Genomic DNA, 22,465 nt, shown 5'->3' on the forward strand with positions numbered 1-22,465 from the left:
TTCCTCTGGTCAAGGGCTTCGAACGGCGTGTATCACATCTGCTCCTGAAGCCGTCGGACAGATGCACCATGCGCCTTGCAAGCCTAGCCATGTACACCACGCCAGCCCCGGTTGCTGCTGCCAACGACGCACTATGGGTCTATCTCCGAAATCGGTTGCGCCAGCTAGGGCTCGATGGTGTCCCGGACGATCTGGACAGGCTTGTGGTCTACGATCAGGCCTGGCTGCGTCCAGACCTGCTGGTGGCGCAGACCTGCGGCTTCCCGTTCGTAACCAAGCTGCTTGGTCGTGTCCGCCTGCTCGCAACCCCCGTTTATGATCTGCCGGGCTGCAACGGACCTCTCAACCGCAGCAAGATCATCGTCGCCGGAACCAGTCCTGCCACGGGCCTGGAAGATCTGCGCGGATTGACTGCGGCCATCAACGAACCCGGCTCGAACTCCGGCAGCAACCTTTTTCGCGCAGCTATCGCACCGCTTGCGCGAGACGGCAGATTTTTCGGCTCCGTAATCGAGACCGGTGGCCACCTCGCCAGCATCGAAGCCGTCGCCTCCGGCAAGGCCGACGTGGCCGCTATCGACTGCGTCACCTTCGGCAACACGCTCCGCTTCGATCCGGATCGGCTTGCCAATGTACGCATCCTTGCCGAGACCCCGGAGGGCCCGGGCCTGCCTTTCATCACGTCGATCAGGACGACGGACGACGAGATAGCGGCAATTAGGCTCGTTCTGGATGAGGTTGCTTTGGCAACGGAACTCGTTGAAGTCAGGGAAGTCCTGTCGCTTCGACGTTTCGAGGTCCTGCCCGAAAGCGCCTACCAGCGTCTCGCCGAACTGGCACGCGATGCCGCGTCGCTAGGCTATCCCGTCATCGCCTGATCTCGAGTAGGTCTCACCCGACGACGATCAGTTCGAGGGATGCGCCTGTTCGTTTCGGGCATTGGTCAGGCCGGTGATGGCATCATGGTCGCCGGTGGCGGCTGCAGCCTCGAAGATGCGGATGGCATCGGAATAGCGCTTGAGGTTCAGGTAGGCGTAGCCGCGCAGCACCATCAGGCCGATCTGCTCGGGCTGGATCTGGTTGAGCTGGTCGAGATAAAGAATGGCCTCCCGATACCGCTTTTCGTCATAGGCGGACGAGGCGCGCTTGGTGAGGATTGCCACTTGCAGGCTCAGCGCCCGCTCGCGGCTCTGCGGCGCCTTGATTGCGGAGACGGCGGCATTGCTGGCGAGATTGAGCTGCAGGTAGGCGAGGCTCTGCCCGTACGCGGCGTCCTGGCGATCCTTCGGCAGCGGGCTGCGAAGCGCAATTTCAAAGGTTGCCGCTGCTTCGGCCGGCCGCTTCTTGCTCATCAGGCACCAGGCGCGGGGGAGTGCCGCCTCTGGCGATAGCATGGCGGGATCGACGGTCGTCGTGCAGCCGGTGCCAGCAGGCCTGCGGGCTTCCCTTACCCTTACGACCTGAGCCTCCTGTCGCGGGGCAGACGAGAGATAGCTTGTCTCGCGAACCGGTGCCGGTGGCTGCCGTCTGGTGCCCTGGGGCGCAGCTTCGATCGCCTGCGTCTCGCCACCATCGACACGGGCCTGCCTTGGGGCTGCACCGATGTCGCGGAGCATGGCGATCCGCTCGGATCGCCCGGCCCACTGACGCTGGACATCCATGACGCCAGCCTTGTCGTTCAATTGGGCAAGGGTGATGGTCAGGCCGTAGGCGGAAGGCTCATCGTCTGCCTTCCACCCGAGCGCCGTCCGGAACCACTGTGCCGCCGTCTGTGGCTGGTTGAGGCCGCGCGCATACCAGCCGAACTGCTGTGCGCTGGGCACATCGCGGGCCTTGAGGACCGCGCCAGCGATCCGCTGCAGGACGTCGACCTTGAGGATAACCGGTGGGTCGATTGCCAAGAGGTTTGCTGCCGCCGCGAGGTAGGTGGCATTCGCATCCTTGGAGTCGTCACGCCACTTGAACATGACCTCCTCGGCCTCCTCCGGAGACTTGCGGGCAATCAGGGTCAGGGCAAGCCCCTGCGATGCCGACGCGGTGTCCTCCTTGGTGCGCGCAAGACGAAACCACTTTTCCGCATTCGTGAGGTCGCCCCGGGGATAGTTGTACCAGCCGAGCAGCAGCGCATCGGACGCCAGTCCTTGCGTCTCGCTCAGGCGCTCGAGGCGGCTCAGATATTCGGGGGCAATCACGAGTTTGGGGTCGGCATTGGCCTCGGCCACGAAACGGCGGGCGAGGTCGTCGCGGATACTCTCGAATTCCCGCGTCCCATCGGCCATTGGTTTTTCCTGCGCCATCAGGTCCTGCATGGTGCCGTAAGGCAGCAGCGCCGAGGCCTTCTGGATCGTCGCCAGCCGCTCGGCAGCATTGGTGCAGTTTTTCATGACGTACATGTAAGCGTCGCGCGCACGGGTCAGGCGGTCGATGTGACCGAAGGCATCCGCCACCCGCCACAGCACATCGACTTCGCTGCAGGTCAGCAAGCTCGGGGTTTCGGAGGCCACGCTGACGACGGTCTCGTACTGCTTCAGATCTGAAGCGTTGATCAGGCGGGTGCGAGCCTCCGCGACATTCAGGCGCTCGGTCAGGTCCGTAGGTGGCTGCCAGCCCGGCTCGGCGGCCTGACGGTCGGAGATTGCCTTGCGCACCTCCGCATAGCGTGCCTCCGAATAGAGCTGCCACATCGATTCCAGCTGCTTGTCCTGGTTCTGTGGCACGGCCAGCGGATCGGCCGGTGGGGTCCATGTCGGATAGAGGGCCTGCAGCCTGGAGATTTCGGCCTGCAGCCGCGCCTTGTCGCCGCGGCTGGCAAAATACCGCAGGGCGCTCTCGTCGATCGCCGGTTGGGCAGCGGCAGGCGGGTTCGGTGGCGGAGATGCGGCCTGCGAGACCGCGGAAGGCTGGTCGGCGGCAGTTGCCGGCGCATCGGAAGCTGCGGTATTCTGGGCGAGTTCCACGGCCTGTGCAGTATCCACATCGCGCCCCAGTTCCGGCTCTGTCGTCGGCCTGTCGAAGGGATGAAAGTCAGGGCCGGTGATACGCCCCATGCGCATCAGCTGGGGTATCTCACCAGGCGTGTTCGTGCCCAACAGGTCTGACACCCTGTCGGCGATCTGCGAGCGGTCCTTGAGTCCGACTATGCCCACCGTCATGATGAGCGTCGCCGACAACAGGACTAGTGACGGTCTCATAGGCACTCCGGATGCTTTTCCGCAACAAAGGCAAGCCCCAGCAAGTGGAGCGTGGACGGGAAATACAAAGTCGGAACAAATGATTTGGCCGACGCTGGGAGTTTCGTCCCCGCAAGCATACAGGCCATAGTATGGTTAATAATCTGATAACCGGGGTCGTCCAGCGTAGCTTTGACGCTGTCGTTGTTGAGGTCGATAAGCCGGATAGAGCCGTCGGCAGCGCTCATTCCAGACTGCAGCCGACCCAGCAGATCCTTGTCGTCGATGCCGCCGCGCATTAGGTAGAGCGGAATCCGGATTGCGTTATAGCCGAACTCCGGCACGAAGCCTTCAGCGGGCTTAGCCTGCCTCTTCAGGCTCACCCAATCTGCCGGCAGCTTTTCTTTTCCGAATTGCATCTGCGAAATCAGGACGTGGCCGTCATCCGAAAGCTGTTGCCACTTCGGCGATGGCACCAGGCCATTCATCACAGGAAAGGCCTCGAAGATCCAGTAGGACGGATTGATCACCGGTCCATCTGCACGGTCGGCCGCCGCAAAGCCTGAGACGCCCGGCAGCAGCAATGTCCGGCCGCCGCTTTCGACGACCGCCTTGTCGAGCAGCGTCGCCGCAATCTTCGTTGCCGCCTGCGTATAGTCTGCCCGGCCCCAGGCCGCGCCAGCGCGCGCCAGCGCGTAGGCAATCAGCAGGTCGCCATCGGTCGCATCGTTGATGTCGTCGACATGCGGGGTCTTATCGGGGCTCCAGCTCCAGGCGGCAAGCCCGTCATCGCGGATCAGTAACTCGGTTCGCGTGAAATACCAGATCTGCTCGAAATCTGCGGGGCTTTCGGAGAGGTAGGCGAGCAGCAGTCCGTAGCCCTGTCCCTCGCTGTGGCTGATCCCGCCGTTTCCGTCGTCCACGATGCGACCGGAGGGATCGAGAAACTTCGCCTTGTACGCCTGCCAGGACTGCGTCTGTATCATCGGCTCCTGTGCTCCGGCCGGGTTGTCGCAGATAAAGAAGAACAGCACTCCGATGACGCAGGCGGCGACCTGCCTCAAAGTCATCGGCGCCGTCCGAGATTGGATAGAAGCGCGGCAGTCGCAAGCCCCATCAGCATCGTCAGGGCTGCAAAGAGCAAGGCGTAGGAAAGGATGTTGGTCGACAGCCAGTTGGCGGCAACCAGCCGGTAGTTGGAGAAGGAGAAATCTTGCGTCGGCACGAAGGCAAACCGCGCCACCGGCACCGTCTCGATCTTCTTGGTTGCTGCCGCATAAGTCGTGATGCGACCGGAAAGCTCCGGCCACGTGTCCTCTGCGGACAGAGCAGTCAGGCCGGATCGCAAGTCGCCAGCCGTTGGCGAGGTGACGATGGTCCAGGTTCCGTTGCCATCCGGACTGGCGCCCTGCGCGACCATGATTGTCGCAGCGTTGCTCGGCATGAACGTTGCCTCGGCACTCGGTGCGAACCGCAGGGAGCTGAAGGAAATATCGAAATTCCGCCGCATCCATTCCTCGAACGCGGAGATCTGCCCGGTCCAACTTCCGCCACTGACCATGGACCGCCACTGCTCGAACGTTGCGCCGGTATCCACATCTGCCGGCTTTCCAGCCGTATTCGGTCTCCAACTGACCTGGCTTGCCGGCGCGATATTCAATTGCGTGAGTGCTGTCGGCGGGATCTGCGAAATGGGGCCGATGAACAGCGCGTTGCGATCGCCGATCCCGGCGGGCGAGGTTGCGACCTCGATGGGAATGGGTCGGCCAGCCATCAGGGCCAGCCTCGCGAGGAAGGTCGCCGATGCGGACAGCGTATCGGCGTCCACCCGGTCGAGATAGACCGGGAGAACATTCTCGATCAGGCCGTAGGGATAGCCGGTGCCGCCGGTTGCCGCGAGATTGGGACGCTGGCCGACGCGGGCGAAGTCAGGCATGCGGAATTCCGATGTATCGAACAGCGCGAAATGTGGCGTTGCCGATGCGTTCGAGCCCGGAGCGCAGGCGGCGTCGGCGCTCGTCAGAAGGGCGGCCTCCACCGCAACGTGGTTTAGCCCGGGCTTGAAGTGTCGGAGCGTAACACGGATCGGCAGGTGCCGGAAAATGCCACCGCCCTTGTTGGTGATTGGCACGGTCGAGGCAACGCTTCCGTTGACGAATACGTCGATATGGCTGCCGGGCAGGACGTCGGGGGAATAGGCAGCGTCAAGCAGTATGGTCGCCTCGCCGTAGGCGTTGGCATAGAAATCGGCCGGTACGCCGATCCCGAAATCTGTGCGGAATCGGCGTCCGGTAAATTGTGTCGTGGAGACGCCAAGCTGCGAAAACGGCAGGACAGTATTGCTGAAAATCAGTGGCACATCGGGTGCCTGCCATCGCTGCGTCGCCAGTACGTCGCGGCGGTTGTCCACTGCCCGGTCAGTCGATGTGACCAGGCTGTCGATGGCGGTGTCTATCGATTGCCACGAAGGACCCGTGACCAGCAGAACCGGTCCGCCGCTACGGGGATCGTTGACGAACGTTGCCACAGGGGCCACTTGTGCCGCCGGTGGCAGTGACGGAAAGAGTGGCTGCAGTTCGCTTGCCGTCCCGACAAGAACAGTGAGCTTGCCCGGTGCCAAGGCTGGCAGGCCGGCGGTCTGGAAGTTGAAGGACTGGTTGGGCATGCCGCTCAGTACCGAAAGGCCCTGCGCCAGTCGCATGAGCGGTTTCGTGGTGCCAGGCTGGGCAAGCCCAGGCACGACGAAGTCGAATTCAGTCGCGCCCTTTTCGTCGACGCCCACCGCGCGGACACCATCGGTGCTCACCAGCCGCGCGGCTTCCGTACCGCCAAAACTCAGATAAGTGCGGCTCGGGTCGATATCCGTCCAGAGTTCGTAGGTCGAGGAGATGCTGCAGTCCGTCCGGTGGCGCTGTTGCATCTCGAAGCTCACCAGGTTGGAGCCTGCCTGCAACAGCCCGGGCGGCACGTCGAAGCTGAGCTCTTCCGGCTTTTCGGAAGAACGTATGGGCGTCGATCCGACCGAACGGCTGTTGATGAGAACAGTCAGTTGAGACGCTTCGGGCGCGACGACGATAGCGTTCTGATAGGCGAGGTTGAGCTTGACCGGAGCGGCCGCTTGCGCCGGTGTCAGATAGATCGACCATGTCTTCTTGTCGATTTCGCCGTTCAGGCCAAGATCCGAAGCCGGGACGAGGAAGCGCCTGAAGCGCTCGGTCGTGACAGGCTTGCCAACCGGAGTACCTGCGCTTTTTGGCGGGGCCGCGGCGGTCGGCACGGGTGGTGGCTTTGCGGTGGTCGGCACGGGTGTAAAGGGCGGTATGGCCGGCTGCGCGGCAGGCGCGGCGGGTGCCGGCTGAACCGATGGGCTCGCGGGTGCTGCACCCTTCGGCCGCTCAGGCGTCATGTCGAAGGGCGTCGTCTGCGCGAGGGCAAATGGCGCGAGCCATGTTGTAGCGAGCGCGGCTACGACCGCGATACGACCCGGCCTCATTGTGCGCCCGCCTTCACTGGCTGGATCTGCTCCTCGGGCTTGCCTTTGAAACTGCGGAAGAAATACACAAGCCCGCGGCTCGTCTGGTAGGCCGATACACCGAGAAACCAGATCGTTCCCCTGATCAGCCCGGGATTGCGGCGACGGGAGAGCTGGAATTGCGTCCACTGGTCTGAGTTTGCAAAGATCAGATCCGCGATCAGGCGGTGATCCAGCGCGCTTTGTGGATTGTAGAGGCAGCCGATCGCCGTGATTTCGCCGCTAGGCTGGGTGTTGCGCACGGTGACGATCAATGTCTCTTCCTGGGCGCCGCTGTAGGGCCTGAACTTGATCGTCGCGCGAGTGTCCACTCCCAGCGGATCGAAGGTCTTGCTGAAGACGTGCAGCCTCGCACCATGAACGGATACGTCCTCGATAGAAGCCGGATACCAGCGTCCGTCGACGCCGAATTCGCACCGTCGGTTAACACGCACCCGCCGCGACGAAGACCGCTCGCCGCGCTCGGAGACAACGCCGAGAGCGCAGCCGGCCATGATTAGGTTGAGCAAGGTCCAGCCGGCAACGACCAGCGTCACGTCTGCCTTGTAGGGCTCGGCGTAAAGGCGGTAGATCGCCATTCCGAAAGCTACCAGCAGAACCCCAAAGATGACGAAGAACGGTCGGCTGATTTCGGAAAGGCGCGCGACGGCAATGGATTCGTCCTTGGCCGTCACCTTGAATGTCGGCTTGCGCGGATTGAGGATGACCGAGATCACCGCCGGCAGCAGGTGCACCGTCTGCACATATTCATAAAGCTCTGAGATCCAAGGCCAGCGGAACGAGCCGTAGAGATAGTTCTGCATCATCATGTTCACGACCATGTAGGCGAGCGAATAGGCCAGGAACTCGCCGCCCGACGAGGTGAAGATCTCGAGATTGAAGAAAAGATAGAACAGCGGCGCGAACAGGAACATCGTCCGTGGGAACGGGAAGAGCCAGAACAGCGTCGACGACATGTAGCAAAGCCGCTGCGGCAGGGAGAGCCCGCGCTTGAAGAGCGGGAAGCGGAAACGCAGGATCTGCATCATGCCCTGCGCCCAGCGGCTGCGCTGGCCGATGAAGCTGGCAAAGGTCGCCGGCTGGAGGCCCGCGATCAGCGGCTTGTCGACATAGATGCTGTTCCAGCCTCGCGAGTGCAGCTCGATCGCCGTTTCGCAGTCCTCGGTGATGCTGACGCCACTGAATCCGTTGGTTTCAGCCAGCGCCTTGCGCCTGAGGACGGCAGCAGAGCCGCAGAAAAACGAGGCGTTCCACTTGTCGAGACCGCGCTGGATAATGCCGTAGAACATCTCGTTCTCGCTCGGCATGTGGTCGAACGTCTGCAGATTGCGCTCGATCGGGTCTGGATTGAGAAAGAAATGCGGTGTCTGGCACAGGAAGAGCTTCGGATCGTCGTCGAAGTAGCCAACGGTTTCGAGCAGGAAATCACGTGCCGGCGCGTGGTCGGCATCGAAGACGGCGATGAGCTCGCCCGTCGAGTGCTGCATGCCGTTGTTGAGATTGCCGGCCTTGGCATGCTCGTTGCGATCGCGGGTCATGTAGCGAACGCTGAGTTGCTCGCACAGTTCCTGCAACTGGATGTGGCGGAGGGAAGCGGCTTGCGCATCGAGGATGTTGTTGGCATTGCGCTTTTGCAGTGTACTGCCGTCGTCGAGCAGCCAGACGGTGACCTTCTCGGGTGGATAGTCCATGGCCTTGGCCGCCGCCAGCGTATTGCCGAGAAGCGCCGCATCTTCGTTGTAGGTCGGCACGAACACATCGACATGCGGAAACTTGCCCTCGGTGGCGGCACGAGAGGGTCGTGGCGGCAGCGGCATGGCAACGACAAACAGGCTGAGCGCGCCCATCATCACGCTGTACATTTCGGCGAGATAGACGAGGAAGCCCGGAATAAAGTTTTCAGGCTGATTGATTGGCGGCAAGGTGCTGGTCGTCCGCCAGAACACGTAGCGCAGAATGATCGAGCTTCCGAAGGCGAGCGCTACGAGGCGCCATTTTCCCTCGCCCTGGAACAGCTTGATCAGCGCCATGATGATGACCACCGTGACACTGACGATCAATTGCGTCTGGAGGCTGATCGGCAGGGTGATGAGGGTAATTACGCATACCGCGACGATCATCCAGATCAGGATACTGGCGGCTTTGCGCATGGTTATTCCTTTACCTCAAGTCAACACTCAAGCACGACGCGATCATGGCGACGACACCAAGCACCGTGACACCGGATGGTTGACAAACCGTTCATGCTACTCGTCTCTTGATCGATATAATCGCAAGACCTTAGTTAGGAGCAGGCACAATGACCGCCGGAGCTGCTGTCGTGCTGCTTTTGTCGTCGCCGATCGGCGACGGAACGACCGGCCCTCTGGGCGCCGGCGCGGGTGGCTGCTGTTGCGCGACCGGACGCGGTGCTGCGCGCGGTTCTACGCTGCGCGGGCTTTGCGGTGCGATGCCAGGTGACGTCGCCGGCAATTGGAAAGCGGCTGGCAACTGGCCGGCGCTCGTAGGCGATACCACCGGGTAGATCGGATTACCGGTGCGGCCAAGCGTCGGATCGACCGGTGGAGCGCTGTCATACGGGTTCCAGCCGGGAGCCGGGAAAGTGCCTGTGATGGTGTAGCCATACATGACACGAAGCAATTGCTCGGCGGTTGCATGTGTGTCGCAAAGTCGCAGCCGGACCTGCACGGTACCGCGATTCTGAAAAGCACCACGAGCATTGTCGCTGGAGCGCACCTGCTGCCACGCATAGAGGCAGGTGTCGCCCTGTGCACTTTTGCCCGTGGCATAGCCGAACGGTCCGTAGTTGTTCTGGACGTAGATGCCGGACCGAACCATCGCCACGCCAGGCAACGCACGACGCATATCCCTGTCGACCGTGCTGTCGCGGATCGAGGCATAGCCGAGGCCCTTGCGGTTGTCGTAGTCGAGACCGACCGGCCCGAAGAACGTCACCTGCAGATCGTTCTGCCCCGAGGTTGCGGCTGAGGTAAAGAGGTAGATGTCCTGCTGGACGGCGTTGTTGTAGGAGTGCTGCACGACATTGACGATCGACGGACCGCCCGGAGGTGGCAGCGCGAAAGCCTTGTCGCTCGTCACCGTCTCCGCGGGACCGGGAACCCGGATCCCATCCTTCGACGCGCAGCCGGATATCGCCAGCGCCGCCGTGAGCCACAGCGCGCCATAGACACCTTTTGTCATGCGTGACGGCGCGACATGCCGAATCAGAGAACGAGGGACCATGCGCATGAAATAGCCAAATGCGCTACATAAGCAACATGAACATCGTTTTGCGGGTATTGGTGGGTGCGCTGAGGGCCCCGGTCGCGAATGAAATCTTCTGCCACGCGTGCCTTTCCGGCGACAATTGACAAGCCAGCGTGGATGAAGAACATGCCCTCGAGATTGCGTGATGCCCGGGAGTGCAGCGCGCCATTCAGAAAAATCAGGGCAGGAGACGGCAAAATGGCAGGCGATATCGGCATGTTCGAAGCGGGAAGCTTCATCGGGCGCACCTGGGATGCGGCCAAGGATGGTCCATCCGTTGTCGTTATCCGCGACGGCACTGTCTATGACGTCACGTCACGAGATATTCCGACCGTCTCCGCCCTTCTTGAGATGGACGATCCCGTCGCTTTTCTAAGCACGCAGGCGGGCGAAGCTGTCGGCAGCCTCGAGGCGCTGTTTTCGGCGGACGCCAATTCGCCCCACACCTTGCTGGCGCCGATCGACCTGCAGGCTGTCAAAGCTTGCGGCGTCACGTTCGCGCGCTCGATGCTGGAGAGGGTGATCGAGGAGCGCGCTGCCGGTAATCCGGATCTGGCGAACAGCATTCGCGGCCGCATCACATCCATCATCGGCGACAGCCTTCGCAATCTGAAGGCGGGATCGCCGGAGGCCGCCAAGGTCAAGGCGGCTCTGATCGAGGACGGTGTCTGGTCGCAATATCTGGAAGTCGGCATCGGCCCGGATGCCGAGGTCTTCTCCAAGGCGCAGGTACTCTCCTCCGTGGGTCACGGTGCCGATGTCGGCTTGCACCCCATTTCCAAATGGAACAACCCAGAGCCGGAAATCGTGCTGGTCGTCGATAGCCGGGGGCGCGTCAAGGGCGCAACGCTCGGCAACGACGTCAACCTGCGTGACGTCGAGGGCCGCTCTGCCCTGTTGCTCGGCAAGGCCAAGGACAACAATGCTTCCTGCTCGATCGGGCCGTTCATCCGGCTGTTCGACGATACTTATTCCATCGACGACGTCCGCAATGCCGACCTCGATCTCACAATAGAGGGAGAGGACGGCTACGTGCTGCACGGCAAGAGTTCGATGAAGGAGATCAGCCGTGATCCGCTCGATCTTGTCTCCCAAACAATGGGGCGGCATCACCAGTATCCCGACGGAATGGTGCTGTTCATGGGGACGCTTTTCGCGCCGGTCGAGGACCGCGACGTGCCGGGGCAGGGCTTTACCCACAAGATCGGCGATGTCGTGACGATTTCGAACGACAAGCTGGGCGCACTGCGCAACCGCGTCATGCTGTCGACAGATTGCCCGCCCTGGACTTCAGGCATTGCAAAGCTCATGCGCAATCTGGCGTCGAGGGGCCTGCTCTAGGAAGCCCCTCGCTCGCTGCGGCTACTCGGAGACGAGCAGCGCCACTGGTGAAGTGGCCAGCAGGGCTGCCAGTTTCAGGGGCTGGCTTGTCTCGTGGACCGTACCGTCGATGACATTTCGCACTCTGCCGGCAGCGCGCTCGGGCAAGGCGATCGCACTGTCTCCCCAGTAATCGCCGCACGGCCATTCGCCTTCGCCGAGTCCGTAAACCAGCCGAGGAGCAATGGCGACGACCATTTTGTTCTCGTGGCTGCGCAGGAATGCAATGGCGTTGTCGGCGCGTTCACCGGTGACGGCCAATGGCTGATAATCGCCTTTAGCAAACAGCGTTGGCTCAGCCTTGCGCAGCGCAAGGCCCTTTTGGACGAGGCGCTGCTTGAAGAGTCCCCGGGCAAGCGCGCCCTCATCGCGTGTCTGGAGGGGCACGGCCAGGTCCTCACCCAGGCGTGCAAAGTCTGGCAGGCGGCTATTGTCGGGATCGACGAGGCTGAGATCCAGTTGCTCGGCGCCCTGGTAAATGTCGGGTATCCCTGGAGCTGCCAGCTTGATGAGCGTCTGTGTCAGGCCGTTAAACAGGCCCGCCCGCACGAACGGCTGCAGCGTCTTGCGGAAGTCCTGCAGAAAAGCCGCATTGTCGCTCGCAAGCAGGTTGGCCGCGAAAGCCTTTACGGCGTCCTCGTACGCACCATCCTCCTCGCCCCAGTTGGTGCGCTGCTTGGCCTCGCGCAGCGCTTTCTCGACATAGGCAAGGAAACGGTCGAGCAAGTCGGCCGGAGCAGGCGCGTCGAGCGCGAGGTCTGCTGGCCAGGCACCGGCGAGTGCCTGATACAGCATCCATTCGAGCCGTGGTTCCGGCGCGGCGCCACCCGGCAGGGAAGCGACGGTGGCGGCATTGAGCTTGCGCCAGCGCTCCACGCCATCCAGCCATGCCTCCGGAGCTTCGGTAAGCGCATAAAGCCTCGCCCGCCCGTCCTCGCCGCGTTTCGTGTCATGTGTCGAGGTTGCGGACAGGCCGGCGGGCTGTGTCTCCATCCGCTTAGCCATCTCGTGGTGGAAGCGTTCGAGGCCGAATTCAGTGGCAGCAGGTTCGCCGCCGACCTCGTTCAGGCCGATCAGGCGGTTATATCGATAGAACATCGTGTCTTCGATAGACTTCGCCGTCAAAGGCCCCGTCAATTGCTGGAAGCGGCGTCGGAATTCGAGCGCATCCGCCTTGGCCTCCGGTGCCACATTGCCTTGAAATACCTTGTCGACAAAGGACAACGCGGCGTGGTCCGCCTTTTCGGACGAGCCACCCGCAGTTTCCACGATAGTGCTCCACATCGCGCCATCGGCCGCGTCGAGGGCGCCATCCGTCCCGTAGGTCCGATACACCGGGCAGGCGACAAGCAGAGACACCAGCGCCTGTTCCAGTGCCGCTTGCTCGGGCACGTCGCCATTGATCGCTCCGACACTCAGAAGCAGCTGCAGCAAATTGTTGGTTTCAACAGCGAAGTTTTTCCGGGCAAGCATCGCCTTGACCGCCAGCGCGCCCTCGGCAAATTCCGGCTCACCATCGGCAATTTCCCGATAGGTATCGGTGATTGCGTTCATTCCGGACGTGTTCACCAGAACGTCGGGCAGGGTAGTGATAAATTCATAGCCGGTGGTTCCGGAGATCGGCCACGCCTCTGGCAGCGTCTCTCCTTCGGCGAGGATTTTCTCGACGACGATATAGGTATCCTCACCCACGGCACTGCGCAGACGCTCGAGATAGGCGGCGGGATCTGCCAGCCCGTCGATATGATCGAGCCGCAATCCATCAACGGCACCATTGCGCACCAGTTCGAGTGTCAGCCGATGTGCATCGTCGAAAACAGCCGGGTCTTCGACGCGCAAGCCTACAAGACCGGTCACCTCGAAAAAGCGACGATAGCTGAGCTCGCGCGGCGCGTCCTTCCAATAGATCAGCCGCCAGGGCTGTTCATCCACCACGGTCTGGAGCGAAGCGGGGTCACTGAACTTCTGCGCTAGCGCCTTGTTTATCTCTGCCGCCTCGCCAGAGAGCATGTCGCGCATGCTCTGGTGAAATTCCGTCTCCCGCCGTGGATCTGCATCAGACGCCAGAGTGCACATTGCAGCGACGACCGGGAGATCAAGTCGCGACAGCACGGCGGCATAGGTACTCGGCGCCAGCGGCAGCCGCTGCTCGTAGTAGGCAACAGTGAGCGTGCCCGCATCCGCGTCCACAGTCAGCGTCAGTTCGCCTGCCTCCAACGCATCCTGCAGCGGCTTTCCGAGGATAGGCAACGTCAGCTTTCGGCTCCAGTCGATGTCGAAATGCTGGCTGAAAGGGCTTTCCTCACCCCACTCGACGACGCTGCGCCACCACGAATTTTCCAGCGAGGCGGCCATATGGTTTGGAACGATGTCGACCAGCAGGCCTATTTCGGCCTCCCGCAGCGCCTCGGACAACTTGTCGAACCCCTCGCGGCCGCCAATCGCGGGATCGATCTCGTTGGTGTCGGTGACGTCGTAGCCATGGGTTGAACCCTTGGTGGCGGTGAAGATCGGTGACGCGTAGAGATGGCTGATGCCCAATTGGCGGAGGTAAGGAACCATTTTCCGGGCATGGTCGAAAGTCATGCCGTCGCGAAACTGGATGCGATAGGTAGAATTGGGCAAAGTCATTGGATACCTGGCAGAGTGGGAAGGCCGTCGGGCGGCGCAGTCAGCAAATTGGCTTCCCGGGAGCCGATTTAAGGCCGCAAGGAAACGAATTAACCGGCCACACAACGCCGTTAGCCTCTCGGTGAAGCCTCGACCTGCAAACTTGCGGAAGCAAAATAAGTTCCGTCCACTGGCGATGTGGGGTGGCCGCAGGGCGCCTCCGTCTAGTGGGTCGGTGCCGGTTGCAATGCCGGCTGGCTGCGTGCGGCCGTCAGCTCTGCGGTAGTGTGGTTGAGGCGGTCGGCCAGCACCCTCATGATATCCACGGCCATTTCGGGGAAGTCGGAGAGCAGCTTGAGGAAGTGCTCTTTGCTGATCCGCAGTGCCTCGACATTCGAGGTGGCCTTTACGGTCGCAGTACGGGAGACGTCGCAGAGGATGGCGATTTCTCCGACAATCGAATTGACATCGACATCGGCGACCTTGATCTCACCGGTCGGCGTATCGACTAGGATATCGGCGGTTCCTGCCAGCACGACATAGGCAGCGTCGCCGAGATCGCCCTGGTGGAAAAGTATCTGGCCAGCACGGTAGCTGACGCGATCGGAGGTGAAGGCGAGCAGTTTCAGCTTCGCCGGCGCAATGCGTGCGAAAATCGGCACTCGCCGCAACATTTCGACTTCATCTCTTAACAGCATGCGCGTTCAACCCCGGGATCACAGCCGCCAGATAGCCTATAACGATAAAAGTTCTTTGAACATCCCGTCGTGCTGCAAAAGATCTTCGGTTGTGCCGCTTTCAGCCAGCGTGCCGCCCTGAAATACCAGGACGCGGTGGAACTGCTCCGCTAGCGCGACATTCGACAGAACCCAGATGATAGCCGGGTTGTGGTCGCTGTTTTCGATGTCGCGTAGAACGGTGCGGACGATCTGGTCCTGGATGCGATGGTCGAGCGCAACCAGCGGCCTGTTGAAGATCAGGTAGTCGGCGCGCTTCAGCAGCGCGCGGGCAAGGTTCAGCTTCTGGCGCTGGACGTTGGTCAGGCGCTTGCCGCCGGAGCCGACGTCGAAATCGAGGCCGATTGCCAATACGCTGTCCTGCAGGCCGAGCCTGTCGAAAAGATCGCGCATGATCACATGGATCTGCTCAGGCGCATCGGCCTGCTGGTGGGCGATACGCCCAAACAGCACGTTGTCCATCAATGTGGCCGAAGCCGTAAAGCGCTCGGGATCGTAGCGTTCGATGACAGCGTTCAGATCGGCCGGGATATGCTTGTGAAACTCCGTACGTGCCTCGACGATCTTGTTCATCAACTGCTTGGTGAGCAGACCGAAGCGGTGGCGTGGCTCGATGTAGGAGAAACTGAGACGAATGATCGATGCCCGCTCTTCGGGCGTCGCCGTCTCGAAGTTGCGGCCGCCCCGCTTCTGCAGCAACGCCTGATAGTCGGGAATGTCGTCCGCCGTCATGAAAGTGAGCTGCTGGAAGAAAGGATGGTCCGGCGGCAGGTCGTTGAACAACTCGACTGTGTTTTCGGCGATCTCGATGCCCATGTCGTAGAGTTCGCTGTTCAGGCCGCTGTCCTGGAAGAGCTTGATGAAATAGGGATGTGCAGCGAGCTTCCTGTTGGTCATCAGCGGACGCTTCAGTGTGCCGAACAGCAGGTTTTCACCCACCGTCGCCTGCGTATTGTAGGCGGTGAATTCGAACGGCACGACCAGCCCGTCGAGATCCTGCTCCTTCAGCCGCTCGATCAGCGCATGGCGCAGTTCGACGATCCGTTCGGTCAGGTCCTTGTGCGTCTCAGTATCGACCGTGGAGCGAAGCGCCATGTCGAGAATATCCTGCGACATCAGCACCGAATCGAGCACTGGTCGGATGACGCTGTAAAGGTCGTCCGGCCCGGTCGCCCCGGCAGATGTGTAGTCGACCCAGTCGCTGTCGAGGCTGAGAGACGGGTTGCCGGCGCGTTTGGCCTCCGAAATCGCCCACTTGTTGCGCACCGCGGCCTCGCCCTCATAGGTGACGGTCGTCAGCGGGGCATGCTTCAAGCCATATAGAATGTTGTCGCGCAACGTTCCGTGGAAGAAGTAGGTGTCCGAGCCGGCATAGGCGATCCGTCGGCCGGTCACCGATTCCGGTAATTCCAGGATGTCGTGCCCATCGACGGTCACCTTGCCGCTGTCCGGCCAGACCAGCCGTCCGAAGGCCTCGGCCAGATACTCACCCCCACTGCCGCTCTCACCAACGATCGCCACGGTTTCGCCGGGCTGGATCTCGAGCGAAACATGGTCGAGAACACGGGCGCCGCTGTCGTCGCTGATTGTCAGGTTGGTGGCGACAAGCGCATGCTCCAGCCGTGCCGGAGATTTGGGGTCCATGACCTGGATGCGAGGGTCGATCAGTCGGTCGACGCTGAATTGCTCGACCACCTGATTGTACTTTACCTGGACATCCTGACGCGACTGGTCCCAGTCGATCAGTTCCTTGAGCGGTCCCGGCAGATCCTTGTAGGCGTTGATGACCGCGACCAGCTGGCCGATGTCCAGGCGCCCCTGCAAGGCGAGAAACCCGCCGATCGAATAGAACAGGAACGGCGTGACCTGGGCCAGGAAATTGTTGATGAACTTGACCAGGAATTTCCACTGATAGAGGTCGTAGCGGATCGAGAAGATCAGCCCCAGCCGGGCAGCAATATCGGCCCGCTCGAAGTTGGACGTGTCGTTGCCATGGATGGTGCCGATGCCATCGACGATCTCGCCAACTCGGCCAGAAAGTTCGCGCGCCGTCAGCTGGCGCTGGCGGCCAAGCTCAAGCAGTCGCTTGCGCATGCGGGGAATAACGACCGCCTGCACCGCGACGATGCTGGCGGCGATCATACCGAGCCAGAAATTCTGCATGATGATGAAGATCAGAGCGGTGACCGCCTGACCGCCGAGCAGCGCGGGCTGCACGAAAGCGTCGCCGGTGAACCCGCCGAGAGGCTCCACCTCGTCCTTGATCATCGTCGCGATTTCAGCCGCCTTGACGCGCTTGAAATGCGAAGGCGGAAAACGCAGCACCCGATCGACAAGCTCAAAGCGGATGCGACGCAGCATGCGCTCGCCAAGCCTGCCCTTGTAGGTATTGATGTAGAGTTTGAAGAGGCCGTTCAGCACCACCAGGGCCAGAAACACCAGGCTGAGGGCGATCAGCATCTCGAAACGGTCGAGCTTCAGGCCTTTGAATACCTCGATATGGCCGACAAAGGGGATGTCGTAGGCGATATGCATGAAGGACTGCGTGGCGCCTTCGCCCTCGAAGCCCTTACCCTGGATCGGGCCGTTGACGATCTGCTTTGGCAGGTCGAAGGACAGGAAGTAAGGCACCATGGACGCGGCAACGACGAGCAGGATCCATATCTGCTCGAGGCGCGTGTTCGACCAGATATATTTGGCGAGGCTTTTTTCCATTGCTTACCGCATGCTTCTAAATTCGGGGGTCGCCACGCTCGTCTTGCTCTCTCGCATGCCGCTTTTCCCTGTCGCTCGAAATGCGAAATGCCATGGCGGCGATCCGTTCCGATTCCCCGCCTTCGAGCTTATATCACAACAGTCTGCAAAACGAGGTCAAAGCTGCAACGGTCAGGCGGCATCTTGAACGATAACAGCCGTCTTTTCGGCGCCATCCAGGTCGATGGAATGCGAAGCCGGCTTTGGTTTCTGCAGTGCTGTTGCAACGGACTGTTCCAGCATCTCCGCCGTCAGCCCTGCCTCCGGCAAGGCTGTTGCCAGCCCGAGCGCCTCCAGCCGTTCGGCGCGGACAGATTGCTCCGTTTCACCACCGGCGGTGAACGGCACGAGGATGGATCGGCAGCCGGTCACCAGCAGGTCGCAGACCGTATTGTACCCCGCCTGCGAGATCGAAAGCTCGGCCCCCCGCAGCAGCGACGGGAAATCGCTGCGAAAACGAACCAGTTGCGTATTGGCCGGAGCTTCGTTCTGAAGGGCCATGAAGTCCGCCTCGGGCATGTTCGGACCCGCGATCAGGCACCAGCGCCGGTCGGTCGCCACGCGTCTCGCCGCGTCGAGAGAGGCGCGGACGAGATCGCGCCCAACCGCGCCGCCGCCAGCAGACACGACGATATCGAAGACCTCGACCGGCTCCGGTGGTATCGCCGGTGCCACAAGTCCGGTGTAGCGTATCTTGCCGGCGATATCGGCGGCCAATGGAAACGTTTCCTCAAGACGTACGAAACGGGGGTCGCCATGCACAAGCACGCCGTCGAAATGGGCGTCGAGCGTGGCAACGGTTTCAGCGTCGCGCCCCGCCTTCTTCTGCTGCTGCAGGATGTCGCGCACCGAGGAGAAAAGCTTTGGCCGCGGCTTTGCCGTCTCGATGGCGTCGAGCAGCGGCAGCAATTCGAACCGCATTTGCCGACGGCCGAAGGGAAAGGCCTCGATGATGACGACGTCCGGTCGCGTCGCATGAAAGGTCGCAAGCAGCCGGTCGCGCCGGTCGTCCAGGAACGCCTGGTCGACCGGCGTGCCATCCTTGTGGGCAAGTCCTGAAAACCCCGACGTCGCAGCCACTACCGGAGGCAGGGCGATGGAGGTTACGTCGTCACCCGGAAATCCAGCGACGGGCAAACCGCCGGTCACCAGCGTAACGCTGCAGCCGCGACGCGCGAGCGCACTCGCGATGCGGCTTGCACGGGCGATATGGCCAATGCCGAGCAGATGCTGAACGTAGAAGAATACCTTTGGTCCGCTCACGCCGATTGCTTCCGGTTGTCGTCTTTTTGCCATTCCTCCTCGAACAGCCGGCTGAGGTGTCGGATGCTGGAATGATAGTCGAAGTTCTCGCGCACCCGCCGCTCGGCAGCCAAACCCAGACGGTGGCGAAGGGCGGGGTCGCGGATTGCGGTTTCCAGAGCCCGGGCCAGGCCGGTTGGGTCTTCGGAAGAGACCAGCAGCCCATTCTCGCCGTCGATCAAAAGTTCCGGAACGCCGGAAACCCGCGTCGAGATGCAGGCGAGACGCTGGCTGGAGGCCTCGACCAGCACGTTCGGCAGCCCATCGCGGTCTCCGTCGGCAGCAACGCGGCAAGCAAGCGCAAACACATCGGCACGTCGATAGTGTGCCAGCACCTCATCCTGCGCCATCGCACCCTTCCAGATGATGCGGTCGGCAATGCCGAGACTGTCCGCCAGTGCTTTGAGCTCGGGCAACCGGTCACCGCCGCCGATATGCTCGAAGCGCCAGTGGAGCGTCTCAGGCAACAGCGCCAGCGCCCGCAGCAGCACGTCGTAGCCCTTTTTCTCGACGGCGCGGCCGACGCTGAGCAGCAACACCGGTGCAGCGGGATCGCTGCCGTTGCGGTTGGAATGTTGACTTTGGGAAGGGCTGAAACGGGCGAGGTCGAGACCGTGGTAGCTTAGGTGCACACGCTCCTTGAATGGCGTTAAAGTTCGCATGTGGTCAAAACCACTATGAGTGCAGGTCACGGCCCAACGGGCCTGTCCGAGCTTTTCGGTCAGTTCCCAGTCGGGTGACGTCCAGATATCCTTGGCATGCGCCGAACAGGTCCAAGGGGTGCCGGTGAGAATGCTTGCATAGGCGGTGACGGAGGCGGGGGTGTGAATGAAGTGGGCATGCAGCCACTCGGCTCCGTCAGGCCACTCATGCGCAAGCACCATGGCCTGGCCGAGGCGGCGAAATCGGTTGCGCGTCGGGTCACGTTTCAGGTCGGCCCAGAATTGGCGCAGCAGCGGCCGAAAGCCGGGTCGGTGCCTGACCGATAGTAGCGCCTTGACGACGCGCAACGGCTCCTCGTGCAGATATTCCGGCAGGTAGACGACACGCGCCTTGATCTCGTCGTGGACCGGGTGCCGCTTCTTGTCGGTGGGACGGCGCATCGAGATCAGCGTCAGGTCGAAGCCCGCCTGCTCCAGCCCAAGCAGCTCCTGGGCAATAAACGTTTCAGACAGCCGGGGATAGCCCTTGAGGACGACCAGTATTTTTTTTCGGATAGGCAATGGCTGCGCTCTACTCACCGACGACGGAAAGCGAGGGATAGCTCTCCCGCCCGTCGAGCCACTCGCCGACGATCTGCGAGATGTTGACGAGACCCTCGAGCCGCATGTTCTTCTCACCGCTCTTCGATGGAGGTGCACGATTGACCAGCTTCTTCAAGGCTGCCGACAACTGCAATGCGTCCTCGGACTCCTCGGGCAGCAGCATGTCGACAAGTCCCAGTGCACTCGCCCGCTGGGCGCGGATCAGTTGTTCCTCGCGCGGCCGCGTCCGCGGGATGATAAGCGCCGGCTTGTCGAAAGACAGGATTTCGCAATAGGTGTTGTAGCCACCCATGGCGACCACGGCCGTCGCACCATCGATCAGTTCTTCCATGCGCTTGTCGAACTCGATCACCTCGAGACAGCTGATCTTGTTGGCACGCTCGACAAGTTCGGTCCGCTCACGGGCCGGCATATAGGGTCCGAGCACGATCAGCGTCTTGTACTGCAGCGAGCGATCCTTCTCATAGGCGTTGACGATATCTCGCACGAGATCCGCGCCATCGCCGCCGCCGCCTGTTGTCACCAGAATGTAGTCCTCATCTGGCACATGCTCGGATTTCTTGCCCTGCGGCACGCTGCGCTGCAGGAAGCCGACAAAGTCCATTTTCCGTCGTACACCGGCGGGAACGTCGAGGCCGAGAAGCGGATCGTAGAAATCGGGCGGCCCATAGACCCACACCCGGTCGTAGTACTGGTCGATCTTCTCCAGCATGTTGCTCTTCTTCCACTCGGCATCGAGCAGATGCGGCGCATCCATCACATCGCGCATGCCGAGCACCAGCGTCGTGCCGCGCGCCTTCAGATATTGCAGCGTTTCCTCGACTTCGCCCTTGAGACCGAGCGGTTCCTTGTCGACGATGAAGATGTCCGGCTGGAAGTTTTCGGCCGTCTGGCGGATGATCGCCTGGCGCATCTTCAGCGTGTCTTTCAGGTCGACGTCGCCGGACATCGAGGTGTATTCGCCGTCCTTGAGCTTGATGACGCTCGGCACCTGGACGAAGTCGACACGGGCACGGTAGTCGAATGCCCCGGCGATGGTTGCGCCCGAAATAATGAGGACATTCAGCCCGCGATAGTCGCCAACCAGCGAATGCGCGATCGTCCGGCAGCGGCGCAGGTGTCCGAGCCCGAACGTGTCATGGCTGTACATGAGTATGCGTGCATCTTCAACGCGCCGTTTCATGGGCAAAACCTCAAGTCCAAACGTCTTTCGCAGTTAGTTTGCAAGAGGGAGCCAATGCCGTCATGCGCCGTGCGCGCTGTTTTGCGTCCGCACCACACGCTATTTGTAGGGATCGGCAGCATCGCGCAAGCCATCTCCCAGAAAATTGAAGGCAAGTATCACAAGAATTACCGGAATCATCGGGAACAGAAGCCAAGGATAAAAAGCGATAACGCTGACGCTTCGGGCCTCTGTCAGCAGGATACCCCAGCTGGTGATGGGTGGGCGCAGGCCAAGGCCGAGAAAGCTCAGGGCTGTTTCGCCGAGGATCATGCTCGGGATCGAAATCGTCGCGGTGGCGATCAGATGCGACATGAAGCCCGGTACGAGATGGCGGCCGATGATGCGTCGCGATTTGGCGCCCATCAACTGTGCCGCCAGCACATAATCCTCTTCGCGCAAGGACAGGAGTTTTGAGCGGACGGCGCGCGCAAGCCCGGTCCAGTCGAGAATGCCGAGAATGATGGTGATCCCGAAGTAGACCAGGATCGGGCTCCACGTCACCGGCATGATCGCCGCCAGCGCCATCCACAGCGGCAGGCTCGGTAGCGATTGCAGCACTTCGATAACCCGCTGCACGAGAAGATCGAACCAGCCACCGTGATAACCGGCAAGTCCACCGAGCACGATACCGAGGATGAAGCTGATCGATATGCCGATCAGGCCGATGGTCAGCGAGATACGTGCACCGTAGATGATCCGCGAGAATACGTCCCGCCCGAGCCGGTCCGTTCCCAGCAGATACATCTGCCCGCCCACAGCCGGGCAGACCAGATGGATGTTGGAGGGAATGGCGCCCCAGAAATTATAGGCATCCCCACGGCAGAGGAAGCGGATCGGCTGCACGTCGTCAGGCTTATCCGTATAGGACCTGCGCAGCGTCTCGATATCGAGCGACATGGTGCGACCGTAGACAAAAGGCGCCACGAGCTTTCCGTCATGGAAGATGTGGACCGCCTGGGGCGGCGCATGGATGAAGTCGACATTGCGGGTGTGCAGGCCATAGGGAGCAATGAACTCGGCGATTATAACGACGCCGTAGAGGAAAAGCAGGAATATGCCGGAGGCGACCGCCACCCGGTGGCGCTTGAATTTCCACCACATAAGCTGCTTTTGCGACGCCATGTGATAGCGCGTCTGGCCCGCCGACATCGCCTCGAACTGCATCGGGTCGAATGGCGCTGTCGAGACGTAATGCTGCATCGGCGCCCCGGGTTCTGGCAAGG

At 61.5% G+C, this 22,465-nt stretch carries 14 protein-coding genes; 2 read left to right on the forward strand and 12 right to left on the reverse strand.

All coding sequences use genetic code 11. The annotated features are described in order from the left end of the window. Nucleotides 1-68: 68 nt before the first annotated feature. Entirely contained in the window at nucleotides 69-878 is an 810-nt protein-coding gene (locus J5274_RS05440; RefSeq protein ID WP_142823784.1) for a phosphate/phosphite/phosphonate ABC transporter substrate-binding protein, read from the forward strand. A gap of 27 nt (nucleotides 879-905) precedes the next feature. On the opposite strand, the gene J5274_RS05445 is transcribed toward J5274_RS05440, so the two are convergent. The 5 genes from J5274_RS05445 to bcsN form a co-directional block, all read right to left on the reverse strand. After that, nucleotides 906-3,191 (reverse strand): tetratricopeptide repeat protein, encoded by a 2,286-nt coding sequence (locus J5274_RS05445; protein ID WP_142823785.1) that lies wholly within the window; start codon nucleotides 3,189-3,191, stop codon nucleotides 906-908. Beyond that, nucleotides 3,188-4,240, reverse strand: a complete 1,053-nt coding sequence (locus tag J5274_RS05450) for a glycosyl hydrolase family 8 (RefSeq protein ID WP_142823786.1) — start codon at nucleotides 4,238-4,240, stop codon at nucleotides 3,188-3,190. The genes J5274_RS05445 and J5274_RS05450 overlap by 4 nt, the downstream gene beginning before the upstream one ends. Then, nucleotides 4,237-6,663 (reverse strand): cellulose biosynthesis cyclic di-GMP-binding regulatory protein BcsB, encoded by a 2,427-nt coding sequence (locus tag J5274_RS05455; protein WP_142829099.1) that lies wholly within the window; start codon nucleotides 6,661-6,663, stop codon nucleotides 4,237-4,239. Before J5274_RS05455 ends, J5274_RS05450 begins: the two co-directional genes overlap by 4 nt. Continuing rightward, nucleotides 6,660-8,852, reverse strand: a complete 2,193-nt coding sequence (gene bcsA / locus J5274_RS05460; RefSeq protein WP_142823788.1) for a UDP-forming cellulose synthase catalytic subunit — start codon at nucleotides 8,850-8,852, stop codon at nucleotides 6,660-6,662. Before bcsA ends, J5274_RS05455 begins: the two co-directional genes overlap by 4 nt. Nucleotides 8,853-8,982: 130 nt before the next feature. After that, nucleotides 8,983-9,903, reverse strand: coding sequence for a cellulose biosynthesis protein BcsN (gene bcsN, locus J5274_RS05465; RefSeq protein ID WP_161990928.1), 921 nt, complete (start codon nucleotides 9,901-9,903; stop codon nucleotides 8,983-8,985). A 264-nt stretch (nucleotides 9,904-10,167) separates the two neighbouring features. Here bcsN and J5274_RS05470 point away from each other — a divergent pair, with 264 nt between their 5' ends. Then, nucleotides 10,168-11,310 (forward strand): fumarylacetoacetate hydrolase family protein, encoded by a 1,143-nt coding sequence (locus J5274_RS05470; RefSeq protein ID WP_162854760.1) that lies wholly within the window; start codon nucleotides 10,168-10,170, stop codon nucleotides 11,308-11,310. A gap of 21 nt (nucleotides 11,311-11,331) precedes the next feature. Here J5274_RS05470 and treY read toward each other — a convergent pair whose 3' ends face one another. The 7 genes from treY to J5274_RS05505 form a co-directional block, all read right to left on the reverse strand. Then, complete coding sequence (gene treY, locus J5274_RS05475; RefSeq protein ID WP_219274798.1) at nucleotides 11,332-13,980, reverse strand: malto-oligosyltrehalose synthase; 2,649 nt, start codon at nucleotides 13,978-13,980, stop codon at nucleotides 11,332-11,334. Between the two features lie 203 nt (nucleotides 13,981-14,183). Beyond that, a complete protein-coding gene (locus J5274_RS05480; protein WP_111216298.1) occupies nucleotides 14,184-14,657 on the reverse strand; it encodes a Crp/Fnr family transcriptional regulator in 474 nt (157 codons plus the stop codon). 36 nt (nucleotides 14,658-14,693) lie between these two features. Further along, the gene (locus J5274_RS05485) at nucleotides 14,694-17,411 is read right to left on the reverse strand and encodes an ABC transporter ATP-binding protein (RefSeq protein ID WP_142823791.1); all 2,718 of its coding nucleotides are present in this window, start codon (nucleotides 17,409-17,411) and stop codon (nucleotides 14,694-14,696) included. A 171-nt stretch (nucleotides 17,412-17,582) separates the two neighbouring features. Then, on the reverse strand, nucleotides 17,583-18,713 hold the full coding sequence (locus tag J5274_RS05490) for a glycosyltransferase family protein (protein ID WP_142823792.1): 1,131 nt from the start codon (nucleotides 18,711-18,713) through the stop codon (nucleotides 17,583-17,585). Next, nucleotides 18,710-19,975 carry a glycosyltransferase family 4 protein gene (locus tag J5274_RS05495; RefSeq protein WP_142823793.1) on the reverse strand — a complete coding sequence of 422 codons (1,266 nt, stop codon included), beginning with the start codon at nucleotides 19,973-19,975 and terminating at the stop codon, nucleotides 18,710-18,712. Before J5274_RS05495 ends, J5274_RS05490 begins: the two co-directional genes overlap by 4 nt. Before the next feature lie 10 nt (nucleotides 19,976-19,985). Continuing rightward, nucleotides 19,986-21,200 carry a glycosyltransferase family protein gene (locus J5274_RS05500; protein ID WP_142823794.1) on the reverse strand — a complete coding sequence of 405 codons (1,215 nt, stop codon included), beginning with the start codon at nucleotides 21,198-21,200 and terminating at the stop codon, nucleotides 19,986-19,988. Nucleotides 21,201-21,299: 99 nt separating this feature from the next. Beyond that, nucleotides 21,300-22,442 carry an ABC transporter permease gene (locus tag J5274_RS05505; protein WP_161990930.1) on the reverse strand — a complete coding sequence of 381 codons (1,143 nt, stop codon included), beginning with the start codon at nucleotides 22,440-22,442 and terminating at the stop codon, nucleotides 21,300-21,302. Nucleotides 22,443-22,465 lie beyond the last annotated feature (23 nt).

This window comes from Rhizobium sp. L51/94, assembly GCF_019355555.1.
GTDB lineage: Bacteria > Pseudomonadota > Alphaproteobacteria > Rhizobiales > Rhizobiaceae > Rhizobium > Rhizobium rhododendri.

What these genes read in the sequence shown, in the direction of transcription:
- J5274_RS05450 (WP_142823786.1), bottom strand. Translation starts at nt 4,240, where the DNA reads ATGACTTTGAGGCAGGTCGCCGCCTGCGTCATCGGAGTGCTGTTCTTC.
- J5274_RS05445 (WP_142823785.1), bottom strand. Translation starts at nt 3,191, where the DNA reads ATGAGACCGTCACTAGTCCTGTTGTCGGCGACGCTCATCATGACGGTG.
- J5274_RS05455 (WP_142829099.1), bottom strand. Translation starts at nt 6,663, where the DNA reads ATGAGGCCGGGTCGTATCGCGGTCGTAGCCGCGCTCGCTACAACATGG.
- treY (WP_219274798.1), bottom strand. Translation starts at nt 13,980, where the DNA reads ATGACTTTGCCCAATTCTACCTATCGCATCCAGTTTCGCGACGGCATG.
- bcsA (WP_142823788.1), bottom strand. Translation starts at nt 8,852, where the DNA reads ATGCGCAAAGCCGCCAGTATCCTGATCTGGATGATCGTCGCGGTATGC.
- bcsN (WP_161990928.1), bottom strand. Translation starts at nt 9,903, where the DNA reads ATGACAAAAGGTGTCTATGGCGCGCTGTGGCTCACGGCGGCGCTGGCG.
- J5274_RS05470 (WP_162854760.1), top strand. Translation starts at nt 10,168, where the DNA reads ATGGCAGGCGATATCGGCATGTTCGAAGCGGGAAGCTTCATCGGGCGC.
- J5274_RS05440 (WP_142823784.1), top strand. Translation starts at nt 69, where the DNA reads ATGCGCCTTGCAAGCCTAGCCATGTACACCACGCCAGCCCCGGTTGCT.
- J5274_RS05505 (WP_161990930.1), bottom strand. Translation starts at nt 22,442, where the DNA reads ATGCAGCATTACGTCTCGACAGCGCCATTCGACCCGATGCAGTTCGAG.
- J5274_RS05500 (WP_142823794.1), bottom strand. Translation starts at nt 21,200, where the DNA reads ATGAAACGGCGCGTTGAAGATGCACGCATACTCATGTACAGCCATGAC.
- J5274_RS05480 (WP_111216298.1), bottom strand. Translation starts at nt 14,657, where the DNA reads ATGCTGTTAAGAGATGAAGTCGAAATGTTGCGGCGAGTGCCGATTTTC.
- J5274_RS05485 (WP_142823791.1), bottom strand. Translation starts at nt 17,411, where the DNA reads ATGGAAAAAAGCCTCGCCAAATATATCTGGTCGAACACGCGCCTCGAG.